This window comes from Sporosarcina sp. So3-204, assembly GCF_058068165.1.
The window spans coordinates 1,926,640-1,939,787 of the sequence record NZ_CM176485.1; the positions used below are offsets into that span (position 1 = coordinate 1,926,640).

At 37.5% G+C, this 13,148-nt stretch carries 16 protein-coding genes; 13 read left to right on the forward strand and 3 right to left on the reverse strand.

Going from position 1 to position 13,148, the window contains the following annotated elements; all coding sequences use genetic code 11:
- The first annotated feature begins 4 nt into the window (after positions 1-4).
- Positions 5-730: an amino acid ABC transporter ATP-binding protein gene (locus AC3RV6_RS09360; RefSeq protein ID WP_489745774.1), complete on the forward strand. Its 726-nt coding sequence runs from the start codon at positions 5-7 to the stop codon at positions 728-730.
- A 171-nt stretch (positions 731-901) separates the two neighbouring features.
- Here the strand turns inward: AC3RV6_RS09360 and AC3RV6_RS09365 are convergent, their stop codons facing one another.
- A complete protein-coding gene (locus AC3RV6_RS09365; protein ID WP_489745775.1) occupies positions 902-2,101 on the reverse strand; it encodes an MFS transporter in 1,200 nt (399 codons plus the stop codon).
- Between the two features lie 305 nt (positions 2,102-2,406).
- Here AC3RV6_RS09365 and AC3RV6_RS09370 point away from each other — a divergent pair, with 305 nt between their 5' ends.
- The 4 genes from AC3RV6_RS09370 to AC3RV6_RS09385 all read left to right on the forward strand — a co-directional run bounded on the left by AC3RV6_RS09370 (position 2,407) and on the right by AC3RV6_RS09385 (position 4,457).
- On the forward strand, positions 2,407-2,739 hold the full coding sequence (locus tag AC3RV6_RS09370; RefSeq protein ID WP_489745776.1) for a YolD-like family protein: 333 nt from the start codon (positions 2,407-2,409) through the stop codon (positions 2,737-2,739).
- 142 nt (positions 2,740-2,881) lie between these two features.
- On the forward strand, positions 2,882-3,592 hold the full coding sequence (locus tag AC3RV6_RS09375) for a cytochrome c biogenesis CcdA family protein (RefSeq protein WP_489745777.1): 711 nt from the start codon (positions 2,882-2,884) through the stop codon (positions 3,590-3,592).
- Positions 3,593-3,628: 36 nt separating this feature from the next.
- Complete coding sequence (locus tag AC3RV6_RS09380) at positions 3,629-3,958, forward strand: thioredoxin family protein (RefSeq protein WP_489745778.1); 330 nt, start codon at positions 3,629-3,631, stop codon at positions 3,956-3,958.
- 25 nt (positions 3,959-3,983) lie between these two features.
- Positions 3,984-4,457, forward strand: a complete 474-nt coding sequence (locus tag AC3RV6_RS09385) for a CcdC family protein (RefSeq protein WP_489749228.1) — start codon at positions 3,984-3,986, stop codon at positions 4,455-4,457.
- Positions 4,458-4,473: 16 nt separating this feature from the next.
- On the opposite strand, the gene AC3RV6_RS09390 is transcribed toward AC3RV6_RS09385, so the two are convergent.
- Positions 4,474-4,923: a DUF2621 family protein gene (locus AC3RV6_RS09390; protein WP_489745779.1), complete on the reverse strand. Its 450-nt coding sequence runs from the start codon at positions 4,921-4,923 to the stop codon at positions 4,474-4,476.
- Positions 4,924-5,041: 118 nt separating this feature from the next.
- On the opposite strand from AC3RV6_RS09390, the gene AC3RV6_RS09395 reads away from it, so the two are divergent.
- The 5 genes from AC3RV6_RS09395 (at position 5,042) to AC3RV6_RS09415 (ending at position 7,100) form a co-directional block, all read left to right on the forward strand.
- Positions 5,042-5,260, forward strand: coding sequence for a DUF1659 domain-containing protein (locus AC3RV6_RS09395; protein WP_489745780.1), 219 nt, complete (start codon positions 5,042-5,044; stop codon positions 5,258-5,260).
- Between the two features lie 24 nt (positions 5,261-5,284).
- Positions 5,285-5,497, forward strand: a complete 213-nt coding sequence (locus tag AC3RV6_RS09400) for a DUF2922 domain-containing protein (RefSeq protein ID WP_489745781.1) — start codon at positions 5,285-5,287, stop codon at positions 5,495-5,497.
- Positions 5,498-5,577: 80 nt separating this feature from the next.
- On the forward strand, positions 5,578-5,706 hold the full coding sequence (locus AC3RV6_RS09405; RefSeq protein WP_489745782.1) for a YvrJ family protein: 129 nt from the start codon (positions 5,578-5,580) through the stop codon (positions 5,704-5,706).
- Between the two features lie 72 nt (positions 5,707-5,778).
- Positions 5,779-6,408 (forward strand): SCO family protein, encoded by a 630-nt coding sequence (locus AC3RV6_RS09410; protein ID WP_489745783.1) that lies wholly within the window; start codon positions 5,779-5,781, stop codon positions 6,406-6,408.
- A gap of 20 nt (positions 6,409-6,428) precedes the next feature.
- Positions 6,429-7,100, forward strand: coding sequence for a lytic transglycosylase domain-containing protein (locus AC3RV6_RS09415; RefSeq protein ID WP_489745784.1), 672 nt, complete (start codon positions 6,429-6,431; stop codon positions 7,098-7,100).
- Positions 7,101-7,132: 32 nt separating this feature from the next.
- Here the strand turns inward: AC3RV6_RS09415 and AC3RV6_RS09420 are convergent, their stop codons facing one another.
- Positions 7,133-7,381: a GlsB/YeaQ/YmgE family stress response membrane protein gene (locus AC3RV6_RS09420; RefSeq protein WP_489749229.1), complete on the reverse strand. Its 249-nt coding sequence runs from the start codon at positions 7,379-7,381 to the stop codon at positions 7,133-7,135.
- Between the two features lie 357 nt (positions 7,382-7,738).
- Here AC3RV6_RS09420 and AC3RV6_RS09425 point away from each other — a divergent pair, with 357 nt between their 5' ends.
- The 3 genes from AC3RV6_RS09425 to acnA all read left to right on the forward strand — a co-directional run bounded on the left by AC3RV6_RS09425 (position 7,739) and on the right by acnA (position 13,121).
- Entirely contained in the window at positions 7,739-8,911 is a 1,173-nt protein-coding gene (locus AC3RV6_RS09425; RefSeq protein WP_489745785.1) for a type III PLP-dependent enzyme domain-containing protein, read from the forward strand.
- Positions 8,908-10,215: a D-arabinono-1,4-lactone oxidase gene (locus tag AC3RV6_RS09430; protein ID WP_489745786.1), complete on the forward strand. Its 1,308-nt coding sequence runs from the start codon at positions 8,908-8,910 to the stop codon at positions 10,213-10,215. The genes AC3RV6_RS09425 and AC3RV6_RS09430 overlap by 4 nt, the downstream gene beginning before the upstream one ends.
- 194 nt (positions 10,216-10,409) lie before the next feature.
- Positions 10,410-13,121: an aconitate hydratase AcnA gene (gene acnA, locus AC3RV6_RS09435; protein WP_489745787.1), complete on the forward strand. Its 2,712-nt coding sequence runs from the start codon at positions 10,410-10,412 to the stop codon at positions 13,119-13,121.
- Positions 13,122-13,148 lie beyond the last annotated feature (27 nt).

The window sequence follows — 13,148 nt, forward strand, 5'->3', positions numbered from 1 at the left end:
AAGTATGATAAAAGGAAAGAACATTCATAAATATTTTGGAAAGCTTGAAGTATTAAAAGGTGTTGACCTTGAAGTGCAAGCAGGCGAAGTTATAGTTATTGTAGGAGTTAGTGGTTCAGGTAAGAGTACATTACTACGTTGTTTCAATTTCTTAGAGATGTTGACTGAAGGTGAAATTTTCATTGACGGTCGAAAAATTGATGTGAAGAAAAAAGATTTGTCCGATGTTCGTGCTGAAGTTGGGATGGTTTTTCAACATTTTAATTTATTTCCTCATAAGACTGTTCTTGAAAATGTAACAGAAGCACCGATTATCGTAAAAAAAATGAAGAAAGAAACTGCTGAGAAACAAGCACATATCATTCTAGAAAAGGTAGGATTATCAGATAAAGCAAATGTTTATCCTGATAAACTATCTGGTGGTCAGAAACAGCGGGTGGCCATTGCTAGAGCCCTTGCGATGGAGCCAAAAGCACTTTTATTTGATGAACCTACATCAGCACTTGATCCAGAGCTTGTTGGAGAAGTGCTTCAAGTTATGAAGGAATTGGCAAATGAAGGGATGACAATGATTGTCGTCACACATGAAATGAAGTTTGCTAAAGAAGTTGCAGATCGGATTATTATGTTGGATGAAGGTCGGATTATTGAAAATGCAGTTCCTGAACAATTTTTTAATCATTCTACTAATGAAAGAACTCGTCAGTTTTTAGAAATGGTTAACGTGTGAAATTATAATAAAGCTGTTCTTCCCTGTGTGATTTGGGACGGAACAGCTTTTTCTTTATGTACGAACCTCTCTGAAACTTCAATGCATTAACAGTTTACTTAATTCGAATGAAATGATGTAAAGGGATACCGACAGATTTTATATCTGCTGATAATCCCTTTTAATTTATTATTAATTATTAATAAACAACTGTTTCCGAATAATCGTGTAAATTGCCGCTATAAACAATAATATTCCGGCTATAATAAACGTAATTCGTACATCCCATAATTCAGCTAAAGCACCAAAAGCTAATGAAGAAACTGCAAATAATAGTGCGATTAATGCACTTTGCACGGCGTAAATCTTCGGTAGCTCTTCTGAAGAGGCCGCCTTTTGTAGAATCGTATCAATAGCAATTCCTTTTAACTGTTGGAAAATACCACTGAATCCAACGAGTAAAAGTGAGAGCCATGTAATCGTATTGACACCAAAAAGGAGAGTGACTAGTGCAATACCAATAGAAAAAGCAATCAGGACGTATTTCAATTTTCGCTCAATTGTAGAGGCAAAACGCGAACAGATAATGCCGCCGATAACCATTCCGATAAAAAAAACGGTATTTATATATCCCCACCATACTTCTGTCTCATTGAGCACTTCTGCAACAAAAACATACAATATCGATGCAATCCACACAACATTTGCAATCGCTTCAAATACAATTATGATATGGATGCTTCTATAGAGTGGTTTACGCCACACAAGTAGCCAACCTTCTTTTAGTTCATCGCTTAGTTTACGACTCGATTCTCTTCTATGAAATGCAGTTGGATCTATTATAAACATCATGAAGATTGTCGAAACTATATATAACCCCAAAGTAATAAAAATCGCATAACTCCCACTTGTAAATGCAACGAGTAGGCCTCCAAATGCCCATCCACCTAAATTAACAGTTTCGAAAATAATGGAGAAAAAACTATTCGCCTTAACTAGTTCATTGTCAGGAACTAAACGCGGAAGCATCGCTTGACTTGCAGGCGCTGCCCATCCATCTAATAACGCAATTATGAGCACAAAGCTTAATACAATCGTTGTTGCACTTGTCGTTTGAAAACCAATCAATAGCGACAATAGGCAAAGTAAAATCGTTTTTCCTATTTGTGAATAAACGAGCAATGTCTTCAGTTGATATCTATTTAGTAAAAGTGGAGAAACCAGCCCACTTACAAAACGACCAAGCATATTAATAAAAGGAACTAAAGCTAACATAAATGGTGATTCTGTTTTTGCATATAAAATGGAAATTAGCCCTATAATATAAAGTATATCTCCTAAATTAGCCATAGATTGACCTAGCCAAAGAAAGCGGAAAGATTTGTTCTTCATTCTCACTACCCCTTTTCAATCAAAATTCAAAAATGAATTAGAATTAGTTTTGGGTAGTTCACATAACTTTTATAACCTCCTCGATTCGTAAAAACATAGCCTTTAAACATTTGCATAGAACTAGTTAAGTTGAAGCAAGAAGAGTAGTAAGAATGAAAAGATTCAGTTAAATTAAATTTATTATAGGATAGGTTCACATAAGTGTCAACAACATAAGGGGAAAATACCCATTGTTTCAAAACATGTAATCAGGATATAATAGGAACGTATGTTTCTTATTGATTATATTAAAAGGGGTGATTCATTTGAATCGCGATCGTGGACGTATTAAATGGACGGCGCTTATGCTTCCGGAACATGTTGATCAACTGAAAATGTGGCAACAGGAAGAAAATGTACCTGTCATAAGAGAACCTGATGAACAGCAGCTAGAGGAGTGGAATTACAGGATAGCATCGGCGATGGAATTAAATACACCACTCTGCATCACTTTTCTGGAGAATAGGGAACAGTTTAGTGAAGTAGGCTTAGTTCAGCATCTTGACTATGAAATCGGTGCCTTAAGACTTATTACAAATTCAGGTGGTACACGTATTATTAAATTTACTGCTATCAAAAGTTTTTACGAATCGTCGTAGTTAAAAACTTTTAATAATAGGTTTACAATAATAATATTATGCAAACTAAATTCGAATGGTCACAAACCTTTCACAGACAAAAATGACGTATTCAATCCCTATTTTTGATACGATTGGGTTAGAAACGTGAAGGGAGTTAATTATGTCTACTGATTTAAACGTGCTTTTTGCTTTTGGCGCTGGCTTATTAAGTTTTATATCACCCTGTACATTACCGTTGTATCCAGCATTTCTTTCATACATTACAGGTATGTCGTTAGATGATTTGAAATCAGATTCTAAACGAATGAATAAGTCTGGAATGCTCCATACACTATTCTTTTTAATTGGATTTTCATTAATTTTTATTGCGCTCGGTTTTGGGTCATCTTATCTCGGTAAGTTTTTTTACGAGAATCTTGAGATATTAAGGCAAATTGGTGCAATTTTAATTGTTTTATTCGGCTTGATGATTATTGGTCTATTTACACCAGACTTTCTTATGAAAGAACGTAAACTACAATTTAAAAACAGACCTGCAGGCTATTTTGGAACCTTCCTTATTGGATTAGCTTTTTCGGCAGGTTGGACGCCGTGTATGGGGCCAATAATAGGCGCGATTATCTCTTTAGCGAGTACAAATCCAGGGTCGGGTATGCTGTACATGATATCTTACGTACTTGGTTTTGCAATTCCATTTTTCATCCTGTCATTCTTTGTAGCGAAAGTAACTGCGATACGCAAATATAGTGGTATCATTATGAAAATAGGCGGATATATTATGATTGCAGTTGGTATACTTCTATTTTTTGACGGAATGACTTATATCATTAATATACTTTCTCCAATATTTGGTGGATTTACAGGTTTTTAATTTTTTAGAACAACATAAAAGACTGGAGAAAATGTTATGAAACGACTCGGATCGTACGAAGAATGGCTGCTAACTATAGAGCAACACAGACCGTTTTTGCTTTTCGTGAAGACGAATCATTGTTCGGTTTGTGATGGACTACTACCACAGGTGGTTGCATTAGAATCGGATTTTCCACTACCTTTTTTTATTGTAAATGTGGCAGAAGTACCTGAAATTGCTGGACAACTGAATTTGTTTGCGGCACCAGTTGTCCTTTTGTTTAATGAAGGTAAGGAATATGCTCGGTTTGCACGGTTTGTTCCGATGCAAGATCTAAGCCGGCGTATGCAAGAACTAGTCGAACGGGGGAAAGTAATTGATTGAAGACATTTTTTCGAAAATCCCTCCTATGTATTTAATTGTTGGCTCAACTGTTCTTGCACTTGTAATGGGAACGCTAGCTGTTTTTGTTCGTTCAAAGGCAGCGAAACGCCCAGTATCAGTAAAAGCAATTATCTTGCCGCCTATATTTATGTCGTCAGGAGCTTTGATGTTTATCTTCAAAGAGTTCCGCGTACCACCGATGCAAATATTGGAGGCACTTGCGGTTGGGATGCTATTTTCTATTATCTTAATTCGTACGACAAACTTTGAAATTCGTGAAGAAGCAATTTATATGAAGAGATCAAAGGCATTTGTGTACATATTATTTGGACTTTTAATTGTACGACTTGTAGGGAAACTCGCTTTAAGTAGTACGATTGATGTTGCGGAACTGGGTGGCATGTTTTGGATTCTTGCTTTCGGTATGATTGTTCCGTGGCGGATTGCGATGCTTTCGAAATATAAAAAAATTGAAATTAAAAGAGGTATCCACGTTTAAACGTGGATACCTCTTTTTAAGCATTTGTATGCTTAACTTTCTTAAATAGGTGTTCATAAGGCGTAACATCTACATTTTCAGAAAGTAGTTTCTTTCTTAAAAATTTATAATCTCGCGGCGGTGTCGCAATAATATAACCTCTGATAATGAGATCTAAATCAATTCTTTTTGCTTTTTCTTCTAAAGCAATTTCCCCGATTTTTGCCCCGATTTTTTGCTTTGCAACAGGACGGAACAATTCAGGTACTGGTTTAGTAAGTTCTTCAAGCCAACTTTTCGCCTCGTCATTCCAAAGATGAAGAGATTCATTTACATAGTGTTCTTCCCAATCTATTGTGGACTTTCCATCTGCTTTAGGAAATACTTTAAGGAATTTACGGAACATGAAGAATCCACCAATTGCGAAGAGCCCGACAAGCACGACAACCCAAAACATCATAAACCAAAGGAACCAACCCTCGAGCATTACATTCACCTCTTCCATACTTATTCTTATTATAGGATATTTAAAAAGAAAAAACACGAACAATGTATCCTTTCTCTGACTTCAACTCTATATAGAGGGTGAAAGGGAGGTGATTAACATGGCAGTAATCAATTTTAAAAGTGCAGTGGGACGTGTTTCATTTGACGGTGGTATGACGGAGGATGGGAAGCTCATTCGCAAATCAAAAACGTACAGTAATATTGCAGAAGGAGTCGATGCTAACGGATTGAATGCGGGACTTGAGGCCTTAGCAAACTTGTCTTCACTACCGTATATGGGAGCGGAAAAAGTCGAAACATCTAGCGTTCACAATTAATTATTTGAAAGGGAGGGATAAGAAATGGCGAAAACATTACAATTAAATTTTACAACGGCTGGCGGCAAAAAAATGATGTTAACAGTCGATGAACCACGTGTTGACCTTACACCACAAATTATTAGTGATGCCATGCAAGAAATCATTCAATCAGGCGCGTTTGAAATTGATGAGTTTCCACTGGCGTTAGCAGATAGCGCTCGTATTGTTGAGCGGATTGTAACAGAATTACTATAATCGAGGAATAGAATGGAGCCGGCCCTTTACTTATAAGGGTCGGCTTTTTAAATGAATGACATCGAAAGGGGGACCCAATAATGGAACAATGGTTGAGCTTCATACAAGATGTTGGATTTCCAATAATTGTATCATTTTATCTGTTGCACCGAATTGAATCAAAACTTGTCGCCATTCATGATGTATTAGTTATTCAAAAAGAGAAGTAAACTTCATATAATCGTCAGTAGTTAGACAAATGCTAGTCACCCCTTCACTTGTTATGATGTTGGGATTCCGCTATGATTAAATTATCATTAGCAAGAAAGGGAGAGTTTATGCGTAATTTAGTCAGGCTGCCATTCATATTGATTTTTATACTTGTTTTAAGTGCTTGTTCAGGAAGTGGATTCAAAGCGGATTATAAATTAAAAGTAGAGCCGTTTGCATTTACGAATCAACATAATGAGGAAGTAACATTAGACGACTTAAAAGGAAAAGTATGGCTAGCGCAATTTGTTTTTACTAACTGTACAACAGTATGTGGACCTATGATGGTCAATATGGCGGAACTTCAAGATGAACTTATAAAGCAAAAAGTTGAAGATTATAAAATTGTTTCTTTTTCTGTTGATCCTGAAGTAGATACGCCAAAAATTTTACAAGACTATTTGAGTGTTTTTGGTGCTAAAGACGAATCTAAGTGGGAAATGTTAACAGGTTATAAACAGGAAAAAATAGCTGACTTGGCGAAAAAATCATTTGCAGCCATTGTTGTTAATGATCCCAATTCAAATCAAGTGACGCACGGCATAAATTTTGCACTTGTTAATCAAGAAGGGATAACAGTTAAGTTGTATAAAGGCGATGCTGACGTTCCTTATAAAGATATTGCACAAGATATGAAGGCTTTAATTAAAGAAGGCGCTTAAAAGGAAAGGGGAGGAGTATTATGGCAAAGCGAAAACATAAAAGAATTTCAGTCAAAGCAAAAGCGTTGCTTATTGTCCTTCTCATTCCTGTTACAATTACTGTATTTACATTGTCGGCAATTCTATGGGTAGGTTATAAAAATCCTAATTTAATTAAAAGGTCAGCAAACGCATTGATAGATTACCAACATCGCCATCAAGATATGGAAATCCCAAAAGAATATATCCCTATTTATAAAAAAGCTGCAAAAGCGTACGGTATACCTTGGACCTTATTAGCGGCCCATCATCGGATTGAAACGAGATTTTCAACAATGGACCCACTCCTTTCCCCAGTCGGTGCGGAAGGGCATATGCAGTTCATGCCTTGTACTTTCGTTGGTTGGAGTTACCCAGGATGCGGTGAACTTGGAAAAGGGAGTATCCCTGAAAAAGACAAGACAAATCTCGAAGTCATTAAAAAGTACGGTGGTTACGGTGTTGATGGCAATGGTGACGGTATCGCCGACCCTTATAATATTGAAGATGCGATGTTCAGTGCTGCCCATTACCTTGCTGACAGTGGAGCGGCAGATGGGAATTATGAAAAAGCTGTTTTTAATTATAATCGTAGTGATAAGTATGTTCGAGATGTTTTAGCCTATTTCGATGAGTTCGAAGTTACAAGAACAGAAATGGAAAAAGCGAAATAAAAAGATGGACCGCATCATCGCGGCCCATCTTTTTATTTACGCATAGATCTTAATATAAAACTTACAATAAAGACAAGTATAATTGCACCAAGCAATGCAGGGAATACATAGAAGTCAGATACATGCCAACCCCATGAACCGAGTAGTTTACCGCCTATCCAAGCACCGACAATTCCGGCAATGATATTACCTATAATACCTCCTGGAACATCTCTGCCAAGTATGGCACCTGCCAACCAACCAATTAATCCACCAATTATTATAAACCAAATAAAACTCATCATAATTTACCATCTCCTCAATTATATTAAAAGCTTATAGTGTTTATATGACCCTTACGAGAAAATTTTAAACATAATTTATGAAAAAAGATAATTCTGACGATTTTTTTGTAGCACCTAATGTGTTTGCAAATTTATGTAAAGTCATTCATTTTCACATGGATCAAAACTGATCGCGCCTTGTAATCAATTACGAGTACTGTTTACTTCAGTTTATACGAGCTCATTTAAATATCTGCAACTAATTATGTAGCATTTGGTGGAATATTTAATCTAGTTTGAAAGTTTATTGCAACCAACTGATTAACAGCTATACTTAATCAATAAGACTTTCGATTAAAGAAAGGTGGAGTATATGTGGTTGATGCAGAAAAAGCGTTCTTCCATCTTAAACGCCCATTTGCATCTATTAATCTTGATGCATTAGATAAAAACATTAAATTTGTAAATGAGCATGCAGGTGGAAAAGGTGTTCGAATTGCGACAAAATCTGTTCGTTCAACTGGTCTTCTTAAATATATAGCGGAACGTCTAGATAGCCATTTTGGTTGGATGACGTTTGATCTTTGTGAAACTCTCTCTCTACTCAATGATGGATTTAATGATTTTTTAATAGGTTATCCCCAAATTGAAAATGCTGCAATGGAAGGTATTATTCAACATATCATCGAAGGGAAAACAGTTGTTTTTATGGTGGATTGTATAGAACAATGGCGTTTTCTTGATGAAATCGGGAAAGTTAATAATATAGTGTTAGAAATATGTATCGATATAAATGTTTCTACAGATTTTAAACTTCTTTATTTCGGTACAAAACGCTCCTCATTACAAAACGAGCGAGACGTAACAGCGCTTTTACAAAGTGGACATTTCTTTATACATACTAAATTGACGGGCGTCATGGGTTATGAAGCGCAAATAGCTGGCGTAAGCGATACCCCAGTAGCAACTTGGCAGAGGCCCCTTATTAGGCAACTTAAAAAGATATCACAACGAAAAGTACGTAAATTACGAAGAAGTATAGTTGAGTTAATTCAGAAAGACATAGGGAATCTACGTTTTGTAAACGGCGGAGGTTCCGGAAGCATCAATTTTACTTCGGGGGAAATGGAAGTAACAGAATTGACTATCGGCTCTGCTTTTTATTATCCAGCACTATTTTCCGGCTACGACAATCTAGCATTAGAGCATGCAGCCACCTTCGCTCTTCGTGTGACGAGAAGACCAACTCGAGATACCTTTGTCTGTCATGGCGGAGGCTATATTGCATCAGGTGCAGTAGGCGTTGATAAAAACCCAGTCCCAATTTGGCCGAGAAATCTATCCTTGTTAATAAATGAAGGGGCTGGGGAAGTGCAAACGCCACTTCGTGATAAAAGCCAGCAACTGCAAATTGGCGATACTGTTTATTTTAGACATGCTAAAGCCGGAGAGCTTTGTGAGCGATTTACAGAAATACATGTGCGGCGCGGTGAAGTATATGAAGGTTCATTTAAAACATATAGAGGCGAAGGCGGGTGTTATTTATGAAGAGTAGAACATTAGAATGGTCGAATTGGGCAGGGAATGTGAAGGCCGCACCAAATTATTATCATCAGCCAACAAGCATTCGGGACATTCAAGATATAGTTGATAGTTGTCGTATTCGCGAAGTTTCCCTTCGTGTAACGGGCGCAGCACACTCATTCAGTCCGATTGCACAACCTGATAATGATACACTTTCTCTTCATAATCTCCGGGGACTAATTTCTTATGATAAAGAATCGATGGAAGCACGGATATGGGCAGGTACTTATTTACATGAAGCTGTGTCAATTCTCGGCGATATCGGTATGGCCTTTGAAAATTTGGGTGACATACAAGAGCAATCGATTGCAGGGGCTATAAGTACAGGTACACACGGAACAGGTATTAAATATGGTTCATTATCGAATCAAATTGTCGCTTGGACTTGGGTAGATGGCAAAGGTGCAGTGAACCATCATAGACGTGCGGATGATGATGTATCAAAAGCGCTAAGTTTATCTCTCGGTCTTCTAGGGATTATTATTGATGTGACGATTAAAACAGTGCCACTTTATAGCTTAAAAGTAGAAAGCACACGTCAATCATTTAATGAAGCTTTGGATGCGTGGTCAACTGACATCTTAAATAACAGGCATATAGAATGGTTTTACTTCCCAGGTACGAATATTGTCCAAGTCAAAAAGTCATCTATTATCCCATTTGTAAAACAAAGTAAGCAGTCGAAAGCTATTGAATTTATAAAAGATAATATAGTGGAAACAGTAGTTTTTAAATTAATTTCTGAAGTATGTGCCGTTAAACCAAGACTTTCGCGTAAAATGACGGCACTTTCGGCGGAAAATGTTCCGATTGGTACGAAAGAGGGTATGTATTACGAAGTACTTGCATCAACAAGAAAAGTACGTTTTACTGAAACAGAATATGCAATCCCACTCAATCAATTCGAAATAGTACTTAAAGAAATTCATCATTTTTTGAAGGCGCATCCATTTTACGTCCATTTTCCAATTGAATGCCGAGTGACTGCTGGAGAAGAATCCTTTTTGAGTCCAACTCAAGGAGAAAGAACAGCGTACATAGCTTTTCATATGTACAAGAGAATAGATGATGGACCATATTTTAAATGGGTGCACAATTTAATGTCGACGTATGGTGGCAGACCCCATTTCGGGAAAATGAATGAACTGACATACGAAACAATGCAAGAAATCTATCCAAACATCACGAAGTTTATGGCAGTTAGAGAAAAATACGATCCTCACAGAGTTTTTATGGGCCCCTATTTCCAAAAACTATTTATCGGTTAGTGAAATAGCTAATAAAGACTCATGAGATTCATAAACTAACAGAAGAGTCGATGTAATAATTGTCAGGTCATTACAAATACTTATGATAAACTATAAAGTTATTGTATTTTACTTATGTGTTATACTATTATATGATAGATAAGAGAAAAGACGTTCTTCATTACCTTTTCAGTAGATTTAAGGAGGAAAAAATAATGACTAAAAGCAACTTACACAACAGCCGGACATCATTCGAACAAGACGGTAAAACGTATAATTATTATCGTTTAAAAGCAATCGAAGAAGCTGGTATTGCAAATGTTTCAAAACTACCTTACTCAATTAGAGTGTTACTTGAATCTGTACTAAGACAACATGATGGTTACGTAATTAAAGATGACCATGTTAATAACCTTGCTAAATGGGGCAATGGCGCGGATATGAACGGGGAAGTTCCATTCAAACCATCTCGCGTAATTCTTCAAGACTTCACTGGCGTTCCTGTAGTTGTGGATTTAGCAGCACTTCGTTCAGCGATGTCTGCAATGGGCGGAGACCCAGATAAGATTAATCCTGAAATTCCAGTTGACCTAGTTATCGATCACTCGGTGCAAGTAGATAGCTACGGAACGATGAATGCACTTCAAAAGAATATGGATCTAGAGTTTGAACGTAACGCAGAGCGTTATCAGTTCCTAAGCTGGGCACAAAAAGCATATGACAACTACCGCGCAGTTCCACCAGCAACAGGAATTGTTCACCAAGTTAACTTGGAGTACCTTGCGAATGTTGTTCATGCAATTGAAAACGAAGACGGTTCATTTGAAGCATATCCTGATACACTTGTCGGAACAGACTCACATACGACAATGATTAACGGTATGGGTATTCTTGGATGGGGCGTTGGTGGAATTGAAGCTGAAGCAGGTATGCTTGGACAGCCTTCATTCTTCCCATTACCAGAAGTAATCGGGGTTAAATTAGTTGGTTCACTTCCAAACGGAACGACAGCAACTGACCTTGCTCTAAAAGTAACTCAAATCCTTCGCGCACAAGGCGTTGTTGGTAAATTTGTTGAATTCTTCGGACCAGGTGTTGCACAATTACCACTAGCAGACCGTGCTACAATCGCCAATATGGCACCTGAATACGGTGCAACTTGTGGATTCTTCCCAGTCGATGAAGAAACACTAGATTATATGCGTCTAACAGGCCGTGAAGAAGCACAAATTAGCGTTGTTAAACAGTATCTTGTTGAAAACGATATGTTCTTCACAGTAGAAAACGATGAGCCAACTTACACAGAAGTTGTTGAAATCGATCTTTCAATTGTTGAGCCAAACCTTGCTGGGCCAAAACGTCCTCAAGATTTAATTCCACTATCAGATATGCAACGTAAATTTAATGACGCAGTTGTTGCACCTGAAGGAAACGAAGGATTTGGATTATCTCCTAAAGAGCTTTCAAAAACAGCGAAAATCGAGTTTGAAGATGGACGTTCTGTAGAAATTAAAACAGGTGATCTTGCAATTGCAGCAATCACTTCTTGTACAAATACATCTAACCCATATGTCATGTTAGGTGCTGGACTTGTTGCGAAAAAAGCAATCGAAAAAGGTCTTACGCCGCCACCATATGTTAAAACTTCACTTGCACCAGGTTCAAAAGTAGTAACAGGTTATTTAGAAGCATCAGGTCTAAATAAATCTTTAGATGCAATCGGTTTTAACACAGTTGGATATGGTTGTACGACTTGTATCGGTAACTCAGGTCCACTTCTTCCGGAAATTGAAAAAGCAATTACGGGTAACGACATGTTAATGTCATCAGTACTTTCTGGTAACCGTAACTTTGAAGGACGTATTCACCCACTTGTAAAAGCAAACTATCTTGCTTCTCCACCGCTAGTAGTAGCTTACGCGCTTGCAGGAACAGTTGATATCGACTTTGAAAAAGATCCTATCGGTCAAGATAAAGACGGCTATGACGTATTCTTTAAAGATATCTGGCCAACAACGGAAGAAATCCAAGCGGTTGTTAAATCAACAGTTACACCAGAGCTATTCCGTAAAGAATATGCACGTGTATTTACAGAGAACGAAACTTGGAATGCGATTGAAACTACAGATGACTCATTGTATGATTTTGATGAAAGTTCAACGTATATTCAAAACCCACCATTCTTTGAAGGTCTATCTAAAGAACCATCTGATATCCAAGCTCTTTCTGGACTTCGTGTCATTGGTAAATTCGGTGATTCGATCACGACTGACCATATTTCACCAGCTGGTGCAATTGGTAAAGATACACCAGCAGGTCTATACTTGCGTGAAAATGGTGTAGAACCACGCTTCTTTAACTCATATGGCTCACGTCGTGGTAACCATGAAGTTATGATGCGCGGAACGTTTGCTAACATTCGTATTCGTAACCAAATTGCAAAAGGTACAGAAGGCGGATTTACGACTTACTGGCCGACAAAAGAAATTATGCCTATTTATGACGCAGCAATGAAATACCAAGAAGATGCTACAGGTTTAGTTGTTATTGCTGGTCAAGACTATGGTATGGGTTCTTCACGTGACTGGGCTGCGAAGGGAACTTCACTTCTAGGCATTAAAACAGTTATCGCAGAAAGCTATGAGCGTATTCACCGTTCAAACCTTGTTATGATGGGTGTACTTCCACTTCAGTTCACAAACGGCGATAGTGCTAAATCACTTGGCCTAACTGGTGAAGAGGAAATCAGTGTTAATATCGCAGAAGGTGTTAAACCACGCGATATTCTTACAGTAACAGCAACGGCGAAAGACGGTTCTGTTAAAGAATTCGATGCGCTTGCACGCTTTGATTCTGATGTAGACGTGGATTATTACCGTCACGGTGGTATTTTACAAATGGTTCTACGCGATAAAATGAAAGCTTAATTTAATTAATACAAAAAAGGTGCTCAT

Bases quoted from the DNA above. Each gene is read 5' to 3' on its own strand.
- AC3RV6_RS09365 (WP_489745775.1), bottom strand. From the start codon at position 2,101: ATGAAGAACAAATCTTTCCGCTTTCTTTGGCTAGGTCAATCTATGGCT.
- AC3RV6_RS09385 (WP_489749228.1), top strand. From the start codon at position 3,984: ATGTATTTAATTGTTGGCTCAACTGTTCTTGCACTTGTAATGGGAACG.
- AC3RV6_RS09410 (WP_489745783.1), top strand. From the start codon at position 5,779: ATGATTAAATTATCATTAGCAAGAAAGGGAGAGTTTATGCGTAATTTA.
- AC3RV6_RS09360 (WP_489745774.1), top strand. From the start codon at position 5: ATGATAAAAGGAAAGAACATTCATAAATATTTTGGAAAGCTTGAAGTA.
- AC3RV6_RS09395 (WP_489745780.1), top strand. From the start codon at position 5,042: ATGGCAGTAATCAATTTTAAAAGTGCAGTGGGACGTGTTTCATTTGAC.
- AC3RV6_RS09375 (WP_489745777.1), top strand. From the start codon at position 2,882: ATGTCTACTGATTTAAACGTGCTTTTTGCTTTTGGCGCTGGCTTATTA.
- AC3RV6_RS09390 (WP_489745779.1), bottom strand. From the start codon at position 4,923: ATGCTCGAGGGTTGGTTCCTTTGGTTTATGATGTTTTGGGTTGTCGTG.
- AC3RV6_RS09420 (WP_489749229.1), bottom strand. From the start codon at position 7,381: ATGAGTTTTATTTGGTTTATAATAATTGGTGGATTAATTGGTTGGTTG.
- AC3RV6_RS09405 (WP_489745782.1), top strand. From the start codon at position 5,578: ATGGAACAATGGTTGAGCTTCATACAAGATGTTGGATTTCCAATAATT.
- AC3RV6_RS09400 (WP_489745781.1), top strand. From the start codon at position 5,285: ATGGCGAAAACATTACAATTAAATTTTACAACGGCTGGCGGCAAAAAA.
- AC3RV6_RS09415 (WP_489745784.1), top strand. From the start codon at position 6,429: ATGGCAAAGCGAAAACATAAAAGAATTTCAGTCAAAGCAAAAGCGTTG.
- AC3RV6_RS09430 (WP_489745786.1), top strand. From the start codon at position 8,908: ATGAAGAGTAGAACATTAGAATGGTCGAATTGGGCAGGGAATGTGAAG.
- AC3RV6_RS09380 (WP_489745778.1), top strand. From the start codon at position 3,629: ATGAAACGACTCGGATCGTACGAAGAATGGCTGCTAACTATAGAGCAA.
- acnA (WP_489745787.1), top strand. From the start codon at position 10,410: ATGACTAAAAGCAACTTACACAACAGCCGGACATCATTCGAACAAGAC.